The following is a 12,890-nucleotide window of genomic DNA, read 5'->3' as shown; positions in this document are numbered from 1 at the left end:
TGCTTGCTTCTTAGCATATCTCAACAAAATCAACCTTGTTTCAAATGGCTATTTTTCAATAGCTTGTTTCAGTGCGCCATTTTTCGGCTGGCCTCTACTTTCTTTCACACTAAGCCTCCTGATTCTTCCGGGCGCCATTCTGCGTATTTCGGGCGTAGGCACCGGAATAAGTATCAACTGTTTGTTTATACAACGATAACATATTGGAGATTCCCCGTCAAGAAAGGAGGCACTATAATTAAGAACAGAAAGAAACCTGCTGTTAAGCAGAACGCACAGCAGCAGGAGAAATGAGAAGAATTTCCCGGGCAGAAGCGCCGGGACAGGAAAGTGGGAGGAAGATTTGTGGCAGAGCTGATAGCTTTTTTTTCGCGAAGAGATGAGAATTACGTGAATGGCCTGATTAAAGTGCTGAACAGGGGCAATACAGAGACGGCGGCGGCTGTCCTTCAGAAGCTGACTGGCGCGGACTTATTTCAGATAGAACCGATGCAGCCTTATGCAAGGGACTATAACGAATGTATCGCTCAGGCCCAGGAGGACCAGAAGAGAAATGCGCGGCCGGAGCTGAAAAGCTATCCGGAAAGCATCGATGGTTATGACACCATTTATCTTGGCTATCCCAATTACTGGGGAACCATGCCTATGGCGGTTTTTACGTTTCTGGAGCATTTTGATTTTTCCGGAAAGACCATTAAGCCATTCTGCACCCATGAGGGCAGCGGACTTGGCAGCAGCGTGGGGGACATCCGCAGAACATGTCCGGGCGCAGAGGTGAAGGAGGGACTGGCTGTCCGGGGTGGAAACGCAGCCCAGTCCAGAGCAGATTTTGAAAAATGGATTTAAGAAGCCCTGATTTCTCAGACAGCGGGGACTTGGCTTCAAAAAAGCAAGAAGAAAAAAGGAGGATATTTTGAAATGGCATATTTAGGTGAAACAATTGGAAAACTTGGTTTTGGCCTTATGCGGCTTCCTCAGAAGGAAGACGGCACAATCGATGTGGAGCAGACAAAAGAGATGGTGGATTTGTTTCTTGAGGCTGGTTTTACTTATTTTGATACAGCATGGGCCTACGCGGGAAGTGAGGATGCGATCCGCCAGGCGCTGGTAGAGCGCTATCCGCGTGAGCGTTTCCAGCTGGCTACCAAGAACGCGGCCTGGATTAACTGTAAGACAAGAGAGGAAGCCATCGCTCAGTTTGATACCTCTCTGAAGCAGACGGGAGCAGGCTATTTTGATTTCTATCTGCTCCATAACCTGGGAGAGGGCCGTACAAAATATTTTGATGATTTTGACATGTGGAGCTGGGTGCAGGAAAAGAAGAAGGAAGGGCTGATTAAGCATGTGGGCTTTTCTTTCCATTCCACGCCGGAGGAGCTGGAAGACATCCTGAATAAGCATCCGGAGATGGAGTTCGTTCAGCTGCAGATTAACTACGCAGACTGGGAGAATCCGGCCGTGCAGTCGAAGGCCTGCTACGAGGTAGCCAGAAAACACGGCAAGCCTGTGGTTATCATGGAGCCCATCAAGGGCGGCATGCTGGCAAATCCGCCGGAGTCCGTGGCAGAGGTGTTTAAGAATGCCGAACCCGATTCCTCGGTAGCCTCCTGGGCAGTCCGTTTCGCGGCAAGCCTGGAGGGCGTCATCACTGTACTTTCCGGAATGAGCAGTGTAGATCAGATGAAAGATAATCTTTCCTACATGAAGGGATTCCAGGGTCTGAATGCGGAGCAGCAGGCTGTGATTGCGAAGGCTCAGGAGGAGCTTAAGAAGATTCCGCTGATTCCCTGCACCACCTGCAATTACTGCGCGAAGGTCTGTCCGAAGAACATCGGTATCTCCGGCTCCTTTACGGCCATGAATCTGCTGACTCTTTATAGAGATAAGGCTTTTGCAAAGCATCAGGAGGAATGGCTGGTAGGCGGACATGGAAAAGCGCGGGCGGACCAGTGCGTTAAATGCGGCAAATGTGAGGAGGCATGTCCTCAGCACATTAAGATCCGGGAGAACCTGGAGAAGGTCTGCGGGGCGCTTCTGTAGTCCGCTGAGGCAGACAGCAGAAATCAATCATTTTATAATTCTTTTTCATAGAACAGGAGGAAAACTATCATGGTAAAACAGACAGCAGGCAGAGATGTCCTGGGAGAGTTCGCTCCCAAGTTCGCAGAGTTAAATGACGATGTATTGTTTGGCGAGGTATGGTCCAGAGAAGGCATTCTTCCGCTGAAAATCCGTTCCATGCTGACCGTGACGGCGCTTGTAAGCAAGGGAATTATTGATTCTTCTCTGCAGGCCCACCTTACGACAGCAAAGAAGAACGGGGTGACACGCGCAGAGATGGCGGAGCTTCTGACTCATATCGCCTTCTACGCAGGCTGGCCCAATGCCTGGGGCGCGTTCCGTCTGGCAAAAGAGGTCTATGGGGATGACAATGAGGCAGAGGAGCATGGAGGCTTCTTCGGTATGGGCGAGCCGAACACCGCGTTTGCCCGGTATTTTATCGGCCAGAGCTACTTAAAGCCTCTCACAGACGGCTCCAAGACTGTATTTGTGGCCAACGTAACCTTTGAGCCGGGCTGCCGGAACAACTGGCATATCCATCACGCAAAGAAGGGCGGCGGACAGCTGCTGATCTGCGTGGACGGAGAAGGCTGGTATCAGGAAGAGGGCAAGCCGGCCCAGAGCCTGAAGCCGGGGGATGTAGTTACGATTCCGGCTGAGGTAAAGCACTGGCATGGAGCTAAGAAAGACAGCTGGTTCAGCCATCTGGCTGTCGAGGTTCCGGGCGAGGAGACATCCAATGAGTGGCTGGAAGCTGTAGACGATGAAGCGTACGCAGCCCTTGAAAAATAAGGGAAAATTAAGAGAAAAATAAGTTTTTCCGTCTTAAAACCGGTTGTGGATTCCACAGCCCCTGTGTTAAAATTATTATACAGAAGAGAATGTAGTACAGGGGTGACGGAAGACGCGGAACAGAAGAAAAAACAGAATAGAATCAGATTTTGCGCAGTTCCTGTCCCCTTTACAGGTGATTAAAAGCGTATCCGTTATCCACAGATGTACCTGCTGTATGTCTGTGGATAATGGCGTTTTTGGAGACATTTGCAGAAAAAAGGCCTGATTTCAGGCATCAGGCCGGGATAAACTAAAAAAGGGGGGACCGATATGAGGAACAGAGAAGAATACGGAAAAGACAGGAAATACAAGAAGTACAGGAAAGACAGAAGAAAGCCGGCAGTCTGGCATATGGCAGCGGCCGTGTTATTTGCGGCGGCACTGATTTTGCCTGCGGCTTTGGCAGAGACGGCCAGGGCGGCGGAGCTGGAACGGCCTGGTTCTGCCGTACAGTCAGATTCTGCCGCTCCGGCAGGAAGTGTTATACAGACCGGTACTGCTGTGCCGGTAACAAAGAATCTCAGCTATGGATACAGCGCGGCAGAGGCAGAGATTCCGATTAGCATAACCAATCACACAGAGACTGTCATGGAAATAAATAATATCAGCTGCATACTGACAGATGAAAACAGCTGTTTTTCTGTCCTTTCCGGACAGACCGGAAAGGAAGGGCAGACATTGACGGTTGCGCCCGGTTCCCAGGCGAATCTCTGCCTGGTCAGGTTCCTGACGGGTATGCCCGTCCGGACAGAGCCCTATTCTGCCGGTCTTCAGATAACGTATACAGACGGAAAGAACAGCAGCCAAACACAGAGCTATACGCTGAGCGTGACAGTGGGACAAAAAAGCATAGAAAGCTGCAGGATAGAGAACATTGAAAAACAGTATTATACCGGGGAAGAGATTCAGCCGTCAGTTCTCATATCCAACAATGGACAGGCATTGACAGCCGGACAGGATTATACGGCCGGGTATGTTTCAAACACAGATGTGGGCATGGGGCGGATGATCATAACGGGAAAAGGAAATTACAAGGGAAAGACGGAGAAATCCTTTGAGATTGTCTGGTATGACAAGCCTGTGGATGTCAGATTTAACGGAGAAACTCCTTCAGAAGCCTGGTATGAGGAAGATGTGCGCATTACTGCCAAAGGATGCACTGTTTCAGATTCACTGGCAGGAGCTTATGAGGAGTCTTATCTGATTACGGCGGAAGGAGAGCACAGCCTTTCTCTGTACTGTAAAACGCAGGAGGGTTATCTTACGGACGCGCAGCGCTTTGCAGTCAAAATTGATAAAAATGCTCCGGCTGTAACGAAAATGCAGATTTCCGGCATTACGAACCAGACGGCGTCAGTGAGTGTCACAGCGGAAGACACAGGCAGCGGAGTTTCCTGGTATTATCTGTACTGGTCGCCGGAAAAGCTGGAGACGGTAAATGCGGATACCATAAAAAACAGCAGCGGCACGATGAAGATCAGCGCTTCAGAAGCTGCGGCAGGCACAGCGGTCTTTTCCCTTCAGGGACTTTCCGAAGGAACCGTGTATTATCTTTATGCGGCGGTGGAAGACTCCTCAGGGAAACTCAGTGAGACTGAGACGGGCAGCTTCACCGCAAAGAAAACAGTTCCGGAGGAAGTTCTGGTTCTTAACGCTTCCGCTTCGGCAGATACCATTACAGTGAAAGCACTGGCGGATACAGAAGTATATGGAAGCGCAGCGTACTGCCTGCTGGATGCTTCCGGCCGGAATGTCGTAAGAGACTGGCAGGAGAGCAATGAATTTACCGGACTGACAGAGGGTACAGGCTATTATGTTCATGCGAAATATACAGGCTCAGACGCATATATGGAATCAAAAGCCGTCAGCGCGCAGGTTACGACGAAATACTGGGCTTTTGTGAAGGTTCCGGAAGGGCTTTCCGCCCGGTACGGACAGACTCTTAAGGAGGTGAAGCTTCCTGAGGGCTGGAGCTGGGCAGACAGCTCGGCGCCGGTTACAGTGGCAAACAGCGGGTATGAGGCAAGGTTTCCGGCAGATGCGGCTCAGTATGACTATTCCAGAATCGAAGGTTATGATGCCGATGCCGGATATGTGGCGCGTCTTCTGCCTGTAAAAGTGGAGCCGGCAGCGCCGGTGCTTACCTGGAAGGCAGGGAATACACAGACAGTAGTTTATAACGGAAAGGCAGCTGCGGTTGCGGCGCCTGAAGTGGCTCTGATAAACAATGAAGTCTTCCAGGGATCTGTCAGCTGGTCCTGGCGGAAGGCGTCTGACAGCAGCGGGAACTTTGCAGCGGGGCTCCCCTCAGAGCCCGGAACCTATGTGGTGCGGGCAAGTGTGGAAGCGGCTGGAAATTACAGCGCCGCCAGCGCAGATATGACGCTGATGATAGACTGGCTGCAGGGCGCTCCTGACGCGGTGCTTTCCGATCAAAACGGGAAGACGCTGTCTGCAGGCGCTTGGTGCGGGGAGGCTGTGCTGACAGCGCCGGAGGGATATGAAATCAGTTTCTCACCGTCCGGGCAGTATAGCGGCTCTGTCCGCAGCACAGGGGAGACCGGCAAAGACGGCGCGGCAGCCACCTATTATCTGAGGCAGAAAGCCGGCGGCGGAATCGCGCGGAAGACAGTAAATGTATATATTGACAGGACAGCGCCTGGAGGCAGCATCTCGGTGGGCGGAGCTGCATGGAGCGGAATGGTGCCGGAGGACAAATCCGAGCTTCGGATATCGGAACAGAAAGAGGTTACAATCAGCGCAGAGGATGGCCAGTCCGGTGTGAAGACGGTGGAGTACACCATAAGCGATAAAAAATGCAAAAGCCGGGACGAGATTCAGAAGCTTGGCGGCTGGCTGATTTATAATCCTGACGCAAAGCCGGATATTAAACAGAACGGCGCGAACTATGTCTATGTGAGGATTACGGATCACGCGGGGAATATGACCTGGCTGTCCGCGGGAAAGATTTTGTATGAGACTTCGTCTAAGAATACAGGCTCATCTGCGGGAACGTCTTCCGGAAGTTCTGGTTCCGGCAGTTCCGGAACTGCCGGCCAGTCCGGTCAGACCACTGTTTCCGGAACGGGAAGCGGCGGTTCAAAGAACAGCGGCACGAAAGGAAACACGGCGGTAAAGACACCGGAGAAAGGAACTCCTTATATTCACGGAAGGGAGAGCATAAGCGGCTGGGATGCCATCCGAAAAGAACTGGAGGACGCGAAACCCGGAGATACGGTGATCCTGACCATGAACGGAACGTCAACGGTTCCGGGAAATGTTCTATCAGTCATTAAGGGAAGAGACATCAGGCTGGTCCTGAATATGGAAGAGGAGATTGTCTGGACGATTGACGGGCGAAGCTTCACTACAGGAGAGATAGATGATATAGACTTCGCAGTGGATAGGGAGGCAGAGGCGATTCCGGCGGATTTGATTCAGGAGCTGGCCGGAGAGCGTGATACGCGTCAGCTAAGCCTGGCTTACGATGGAGAGTTTGGGTTTACCGCCGTCCTGACCATTCATTTGGACGAGAAAGATGCCGGACGTTACGCTAATCTGTTCAGCTTTCAGGAACAGAGCGGAGAACTGAAGTATCTGGACAGCGCAGAAATCGGAGAGAGCGGGGAGACAGAGTTTTCCTTTACTCATGCTTCCGATTACGCGATTGTTCTGGATGAAGAGCCCTTTGACGGCACGGCGCAGGAGACAGAGGAAGAAGAGGAGCTGATACTTCCCGAGAGAGAAGAGGAAAAAGGAAAGGAAAAGGATGTCCGGACAACAGTTCTTACTCTGGTGATTTGTGTGATTGCATTGGCAGCCGGAATCGGGATCTGCGTATGGCTGGTGCGAAAGTATAAAAAAGAAGAAACGGAGTAGAGCGGAAGCTTGTGGAAGGGCGCTGAAGGGAAAGGAAAGACTTTCTTAATATTTCTTAAAAGAATGTAATTCGCTGGACAGGGGAATGCTGTTTTTGATAGAATAAAGCAGCGCCGGGAGAACCGGCCCTAAAAGGAGGAGATTATGAGATTAAGAAAGCTTATCTGTATTCTTGGACTTGGCACTGTTCTTATGCTGGCTGCGGCCTGCGGAAGCAGTGATTCCGCAGACAGCGGCCAGACGCAGGAGAATGCAGCCACAGAGGAAAACACAGAAGGACAGGAAACCGCAGACACTACGGCGGAAGAAAGCGCCGGACAGGAGGAAGGCGCAGAACAGGAGACGGACGGAGAAGAAGCAGTCAGCGATGCTCCCATCAGAATTTACGGAACGATTACGGAAGCGGGAGAAGACACAATCACGGTAGATAATCAGTCGGACGCTTCCACTTCCGGGGAGATCATTCTGAATATCGATCCGGAAAATACTATTCTGGCAGACGCCCAGACGGGTCTTCCCATGACCCTTTCAGATATGGGGACGGGAAGTTTTGAGGCATATCTTGGACCGGTTATGACCATGTCCATTCCGCCTCACACTACGCCCTATGTAGTGATCGCCAATATTCCGGAGGACGGCACAGCGCCTCAGTACGCAGTGGCAGCCAGCGATCCGGTTCTGGAAGACGGTTCCTATACTCTGGAGGCCACAGACGGCAGAACCTATACGATTCCGGAAAATGTGGAAATCTCTCCCTTCCGTACCAGAAACATTGTGACGATGGCAGACCTGACCCAGGGCAGAGGAGCCTTAATCTGGCTGGATGAAAATGAGACAGCAGTGAGGGTCGTGCTTCTGGAAGGAGAGCCGGCACAGGAGACACAGGAATAAGAGGCGGAAGGAGCCATTACCAATGATACGCGCTGCATTTTTCGACATTGACGGCACGTTGATGGCCCATAATCTTGGGGCTGTCCCGGAGGACACCTTACAGGCGCTTCAGAGCCTGAAGAAAAAAGGAATCTATGTGTTCACCAGCACCGGGCGGCATATTCTGGAGCTGGATGAGCTGGGAATCAGCCCCCTTGGTTTTGACGGCCATGTACTTTTAAACGGGCAGCTCTGCCTGGACGGAGAACGGCGCGTGCTGGCGGCGGCTCCAGTACCGCAGGAAGATATCCGGAATGTACTGCCGTTTTTTGAAAAAAAAGAAATTCCCATGTCCTTTGTGGAAAAGGACATGATTTACGCCAGTTTCATTGACGACAGAGTGCGCACGGCTCAAAAGGCCATTTCCTCTGAGCTTCCCAGGCTTGGAAAGTGGCGGGGAGGCACCGTTTATCTGGTTAATGTCTTTGCGGACGATGACGCGGTGGGCAGGCTGATGGAACAGATGCCTCACTGCCGGGTGACCCGCTGGAACCCTTATGGAGTCGATATCATCGCGAAAGAGGGCGGCAAGGAAAAGGGAATGGAGCAGCTCCTGAAGCATTTTGGAATTTCCAGAGAAGAAACGATTGCCTTTGGAGATGGGGAAAATGATATGGAGATGCTGGAATATGCCGGAATCGGCGTCGCTATGGGAAACGCGGAGGAGAAAGTAAAACAATGCGCGGACTATGTAACAGGCGACACGGACAAAGGAGGAATTCCGTCGGCCCTGCGTCACTACGGAATTTTGTAAAATATCAGCCCTTTATGGACAGGACTAAACCGGTCCCTGTGAAGTAAGGGGAAAGGAACGAGAAAAAGAAAGAGAAAAAGAGGAGGTTCCTTCCGGGGTCTGTACCCTGGAAGGAACCTCCTCTTCGACATGAATTGGAATGAGGGGCATCTGTTCAGCAGGCCTGGATTTCAGAAGCGCCGGAATTTCCAAATGCTTTGACGATTTCCAGGTCAACCTGCTGCTCGCTAAGCTTTTCCGAAGATGAAAGCTCAAAATATACATAGCTTCCATTGGTGGTTTGCGCATAGCCGGCAGCCGTATATACGGTGCCCTCCGGCAGCTCCTTTGTGAAAAAGAGGTAGGTATGAGTGTCACGATCGATCCAGTCGCCGATGGAATATCTGATTCCTCTGTCTGTCAGTTCCACTACGTCTTCTGAAACGTAATCGGAAAGAACCTCATCCAGAATCCAGCGTTCCTTTTCCTCCAGATTCACATAAGTCAGGTTGACATCTGACTTTTCCTTTGCAGGAGCCGCTGTGGTGACAGCGGGTACGGTCATCTCCGCCTCGGGAACGGTGCCGGAAGAAACTTCCGCTTCTGCGGATACGGGATTCAGATACAGGGCCAGTGTAAACAGACCGGCGATAAAGATGATTGATAACTTTTTCATAACTCCACCTCTTTTATTCTGATAAACATTGGAAAATAAAAATCTCCAACGATCAGTTTCCCTTTCTTTTCTCTAAGTATACACAGAAAATGTTACAAAAATGTTTAGAAAAAGTTAGAGTTATATTATAAAATCTAAATTATCATTGAAGAATTCAGATAAATCAATAGATTTCCACAACATTCCCAGAAAGGTGACAAAATCCAACAATTATGGAAGAGAATGTATGACCCGATTACTGCTCTTCCCCTTGTCCTCTCCGGAAAGACAGCAGTCCGGTAAAGAGTATAAGGGCAAAGACACATCTTCGTATACAGGCTGCAGGAGCAAAAAAAGCGCTGGCCATGCCGAAAACGAATGGATGATGATGAAAAGAGAGCATTAGACAGGCGGAAAAGTCCGGTTTATAATAAAACCGGAAATTATCAGAAAGAGGTATTTTTCAGGAAAGGAATGGAGTGAAAAGAAAATGAAAACAACCGTGTTAGGAGTAAAAAGTCCATTGGAAGTCCGTTCTGTCGGGATTGTCGGGGCGGGATATAACGTCCGGCAGGAAAGCCTTTTGGAAAGATGAAAAAGCTTTTGCGTCTGCCTGACACAGGGCATACAGCCGGAAGCAGTGAAAGAGATGGTGTATCAGTCGACCGATTATGTGGGCATGGGACGGATGTGGCCGTTTCTGCAGACGACGAATGAGGTCTTTGCAGAGCGGGGCATCACGCTTCCGGCCAGCGGCAAAGCTGTAACCACCATGGAGGATCGGCTGGAAAAAGGCGCGCAGGCGCAGGCGGACATTTTTGGCCCGCAGATGAAAGAGGCCTGGAAAAACGGCCACATCAACCGCTGGCTCGCCGCCAACTGTTTTGGAGATTACTATACACGGACAGGTCTTGACCTGGCCCAGCGGGAGATGATTACGTTCTGCTTCCTGATGGCCCAGGGCGGCTGTGAACCGCAGCTGACTGCTCATGCTAAGGGAAATATGAATCTGGGAAATGATAAAGAGTTTTTGCTCCGCGTCGTCTCTCAGTGTCTGCCGTATATCGGATATCCGCGCAGCCTGAATGCAGTTACCTGTATCAATAAGGCGGCGGAATAAAACAGGCAGGCAGAAAGCTGGTCATAGAAAAAATGAAACAGAAAACAGAACACGACAGAGTCGATTCTGGGAAATGGAGAGAATAACCGTATGAAGCCAAAAGCAGCAGTAAAAATGATAGTTGATATTTTGATGACAGCAGCGCTCCTTTTCCTGATGGGATATCAGTTCTGGGGCGATGCTGCCCATGAATGGGCGGGAGCAGGAATGTTCGTCCTGTTCATTCTGCATCATATTTTGAACCGCGGCTGGTACAGAGCCCTGACAAAGGGAAGATATTCTCCGGTGCGGGTCTTTCAGCTTGTGATAAATTTGCTGCTGTTATTGGTCATGATGGGACAGATGGTAAGCGGAATCATTCTGTCGCGCTGTGTATTTTCGTTTTTGCCGATCAGCGGCGGAATGTCCTTTGCCCGTCTGCTTCATATGGCGGCCGCGTACTGGGGCTTTGTGCTGATGGCGCTTCATCTGGGGCTGCACTGGAACATGGTGTCCGGAAGACTTGGAAAGGTTCTGGGCCACTCCCGGAGTTCCCGGTGGAGAACCATTGCGGGAAGGACTGCCGGAATCGGACTTGCGGTCTATGGATTTTTCGCATTTATCAGCAGAGATTTACCGGACTATATGTTTCTTCGGACACAGTTCGTATTTATGGATTTCAGCGAACCGGTCGCTCTATTTTACCTGGATTATCTGGCCATGATGGGATTTTTCATTTTTGCCGCCCATTATCTTTCCAGAGGAATGAAGCATTATGAAGAAAAATATTGGGAATTCACTGGCACTGTATCCGACTCCCCTCGTCGTAGTGGGAACCATGGTAGAAGGAAAGCCGAACTGGGTGCTGGTAGGACATATCGGAATCATCGGACATGACAGGGTGATGGTAAGCCTGGCCGGAGCGCATTACAGCAACAGGGGAATCAAGGAGACAAAGAAGCTGTCTATCAATATCGTGGATGAGGCGCTTCTTCCGCTGGCGGACCGGGCCGGCTGCGTCAGCGGCGCAAAGGAAGACAAGTCTGACCTTTTTGACTATACGGTAGGAGATACGGGAGCCCCCTTGATGACTGCCGCTCCGGTGGTGATGGAGTGCAGCGTGGATGACGTCTATGAGACGAAAGGCTTCGAGAGTTTTATCTGTACGATTGATCACACCTTTGCGGAGGAGAGGGTGCTCACGCCGGAGGATAAGATCGATTACCGGGTACTGAAGCCGGTGCTGTTCGAGATGCCTACCTATGAGTATCTGAGGACAGGGGATGTGATTGGAAAATGCATGTCCTGGGGAAAGGGAAAGTAAAGCTGTAATTTTGCGAAAAATTACCTTTGAAAGCGGCTGAAACATTTTTATAAGACAGCTGTTTGCCATTTTCGGCGTACTTCCAGGGAAGTTGGCCGTTGACAACAATTTTTTATTCCGTTACTCTGAATACAGAGCTGCCGGCGGCTCTCATTTTGCAAAAAAGGAGAGCGAAAACATGATACAGGAAAGATTTGTGGGGAACCATTATGAATGCGGCTTCCGCTTTGGCTCCCTGCTGGCAGAGCGCGGAAATTTTATTTTGGAACAGATTCCCTTTTCTATTACGGAGGAGCGGCTGCAGTTCGCGGCAGCCTGCCTTCCGGTCTATAAGAAGTATTTTCCGAAGATTCTGGAGGAGATCCGGGGAATCGCGGAAGGGCAGAGGTGCCCGGCAGAGAGGCTCCAGGCGGTTCTGTTCAGCATGTATGCCATGCCTCCGGCCTGCCGATGCTCCTGCTTTGCGGTGTCGAACGGGGCAGAGATTCTGTTTGGCCGCAACAGCGATTTTCTGACGGAGCTTCAGGACAATAACCGGAATGTGCAGTATTGTTTTTCCGACGGTTCCCACGCTTTTTACGGAAATACCACATCTTTCGTTCAGATGGAGGACGGCGTCAATGAGAAAGGACTGGCCGCAGGCCTTACCTCGGTGTATCCGCCTTCTGGCGCTTCGGGTCCTCTGATTGCGCCGGGCATGAACGCGGGCCTTCTTCTGCGTTTCTTTCTGGAGAGATGCGCGTCGGTGGAAGAGGCGCTGGCCTGGCTGAAGCGGCTTCCGGTAAGCTCTGCCCAGACCTTTACGCTGGCAGATGCCGGAGGGAAGATAGCGGTGGCAGAGTGCTTTGCAGGCGGCCTGAAGGTGATACGTCCGGAAAAAGAAACGATGAGAAAACAGGCTTCTGTCTGCGCCACGAATCTTTTTCATTCCGAAGAATTGAAGCGGTTTAATGAGCCGGGAATCGATACCTGGGAAGCCGGGCCCCGCTATCAGACCATGCAGAGGGCGCTGGAGGCCGAGGCCGGAGAAATGGTACTCTCAGACGCCCTCGATTTACTTTCCGGCAGGAAAGGTTTTCTCTGTCAGTATGACAGGAGAACGGGAAAGGATACGGTCTGGTCGGTGGTGTATGATTTAAAGAGAAGGAAAATCTATGAGGCTTATGGGAATCCTTCCCGGTGTGAGTTCGTGGAAACAGCATTCTGAACAGTATTCAAAACGCAGCGAAGTATATTTCCATGCAGGGCTGTGTTCAGGGAGGATATCTTTATATTCCGGCGGATGAAAGCAGGAAAAGCACTGGGGAGAAATATCCGGCTATCGGAAGGAGCTGTGAAAAAGCGGCTCCTGCTTTTCTGTGTGCCCGGCGGGCAC

11 protein-coding genes and 1 pseudogene are annotated in these 12,890 nt (G+C 50.9%); 11 read left to right on the top strand and 1 reads right to left on the bottom strand.

Annotated elements, in window-relative coordinates:
* From B5E82_RS18285 to B5E82_RS05510, 7 genes are all read left to right on the top strand, one after another.
* Window positions 1–199: hypothetical protein (locus tag B5E82_RS18285; RefSeq protein WP_206415626.1), on the top strand; the 199-nt coding region annotated here is incomplete at its 5' end.
* A 146-nt stretch (window positions 200–345) separates the two neighbouring features.
* Complete coding sequence (locus B5E82_RS05535) at window positions 346–846, top strand: flavodoxin (RefSeq protein WP_087306569.1); 501 nt, start codon at window positions 346–348, stop codon at window positions 844–846.
* A gap of 72 nt (window positions 847–918) precedes the next feature.
* Window positions 919–2,040 carry an aldo/keto reductase gene (locus B5E82_RS05530; protein WP_087306568.1) on the top strand — a complete coding sequence of 374 codons (1,122 nt, stop codon included), beginning with the start codon at window positions 919–921 and terminating at the stop codon, window positions 2,038–2,040.
* A gap of 69 nt (window positions 2,041–2,109) precedes the next feature.
* Window positions 2,110–2,853 carry a carboxymuconolactone decarboxylase family protein gene (locus B5E82_RS05525; protein ID WP_087306567.1) on the top strand — a complete coding sequence of 248 codons (744 nt, stop codon included), beginning with the start codon at window positions 2,110–2,112 and terminating at the stop codon, window positions 2,851–2,853.
* 312 nt (window positions 2,854–3,165) lie between these two features.
* On the top strand, window positions 3,166–6,774 hold the full coding sequence (locus B5E82_RS05520; protein WP_087306566.1) for a hypothetical protein: 3,609 nt from the start codon (window positions 3,166–3,168) through the stop codon (window positions 6,772–6,774).
* Window positions 6,775–6,918: 144 nt separating this feature from the next.
* On the top strand, window positions 6,919–7,665 hold the full coding sequence (locus B5E82_RS05515) for a hypothetical protein (protein ID WP_087306565.1): 747 nt from the start codon (window positions 6,919–6,921) through the stop codon (window positions 7,663–7,665).
* A 22-nt stretch (window positions 7,666–7,687) separates the two neighbouring features.
* Window positions 7,688–8,458 carry a Cof-type HAD-IIB family hydrolase gene (locus tag B5E82_RS05510; protein WP_087306564.1) on the top strand — a complete coding sequence of 257 codons (771 nt, stop codon included), beginning with the start codon at window positions 7,688–7,690 and terminating at the stop codon, window positions 8,456–8,458.
* Window positions 8,459–8,612: 154 nt separating this feature from the next.
* Here the strand turns inward: B5E82_RS05510 and B5E82_RS05505 are convergent, their stop codons facing one another.
* Window positions 8,613–9,113: a hypothetical protein gene (locus B5E82_RS05505; protein ID WP_087306563.1), complete on the bottom strand. Its 501-nt coding sequence runs from the start codon at window positions 9,111–9,113 to the stop codon at window positions 8,613–8,615.
* 601 nt (window positions 9,114–9,714) lie between these two features.
* Between B5E82_RS05505 and B5E82_RS05500 the strand changes: the two are divergent.
* From B5E82_RS05500 to B5E82_RS05485, 4 genes and pseudogenes are all read left to right on the top strand, one after another.
* Window positions 9,715–10,212, top strand: a pseudogene (locus tag B5E82_RS05500) (carboxymuconolactone decarboxylase family protein); the annotation flags it as partial.
* A 90-nt stretch (window positions 10,213–10,302) separates the two neighbouring features.
* Complete coding sequence (locus B5E82_RS05495) at window positions 10,303–11,088, top strand: DUF4405 domain-containing protein (protein ID WP_087306561.1); 786 nt, start codon at window positions 10,303–10,305, stop codon at window positions 11,086–11,088.
* On the top strand, window positions 11,030–11,515 hold the full coding sequence (locus B5E82_RS05490; RefSeq protein ID WP_087306560.1) for a flavin reductase family protein: 486 nt from the start codon (window positions 11,030–11,032) through the stop codon (window positions 11,513–11,515). Before B5E82_RS05495 ends, B5E82_RS05490 begins: the two co-directional genes overlap by 59 nt.
* 178 nt (window positions 11,516–11,693) lie before the next feature.
* Window positions 11,694–12,722 (top strand): C45 family autoproteolytic acyltransferase/hydolase, encoded by a 1,029-nt coding sequence (locus B5E82_RS05485; RefSeq protein WP_087306559.1) that lies wholly within the window; start codon window positions 11,694–11,696, stop codon window positions 12,720–12,722.
* Window positions 12,723–12,890 lie beyond the last annotated feature (168 nt).

Origin of the sequence: Lachnoclostridium sp. An138 (assembly GCF_002160765.1) — a bacterium.
GTDB lineage: Bacteria > Bacillota > Clostridia > Lachnospirales > Lachnospiraceae > Laedolimicola > Laedolimicola faecalis.
This window is presented reverse-complemented; position numbering and strand designations above follow the sequence as displayed.

What these genes read in the sequence shown, in the direction of transcription:
- B5E82_RS05505 (WP_087306563.1), bottom strand. Translation starts at nt 9,113, where the DNA reads ATGAAAAAGTTATCAATCATCTTTATCGCCGGTCTGTTTACACTGGCC.
- B5E82_RS05520 (WP_087306566.1), top strand. Translation starts at nt 3,166, where the DNA reads ATGAGGAACAGAGAAGAATACGGAAAAGACAGGAAATACAAGAAGTAC.
- B5E82_RS05530 (WP_087306568.1), top strand. Translation starts at nt 919, where the DNA reads ATGGCATATTTAGGTGAAACAATTGGAAAACTTGGTTTTGGCCTTATG.
- B5E82_RS05490 (WP_087306560.1), top strand. Translation starts at nt 11,030, where the DNA reads ATGGTAGAAGGAAAGCCGAACTGGGTGCTGGTAGGACATATCGGAATC.
- B5E82_RS05510 (WP_087306564.1), top strand. Translation starts at nt 7,688, where the DNA reads ATGATACGCGCTGCATTTTTCGACATTGACGGCACGTTGATGGCCCAT.
- B5E82_RS05515 (WP_087306565.1), top strand. Translation starts at nt 6,919, where the DNA reads ATGAGATTAAGAAAGCTTATCTGTATTCTTGGACTTGGCACTGTTCTT.
- B5E82_RS05485 (WP_087306559.1), top strand. Translation starts at nt 11,694, where the DNA reads ATGATACAGGAAAGATTTGTGGGGAACCATTATGAATGCGGCTTCCGC.
- B5E82_RS05495 (WP_087306561.1), top strand. Translation starts at nt 10,303, where the DNA reads ATGAAGCCAAAAGCAGCAGTAAAAATGATAGTTGATATTTTGATGACA.
- B5E82_RS05525 (WP_087306567.1), top strand. Translation starts at nt 2,110, where the DNA reads ATGGTAAAACAGACAGCAGGCAGAGATGTCCTGGGAGAGTTCGCTCCC.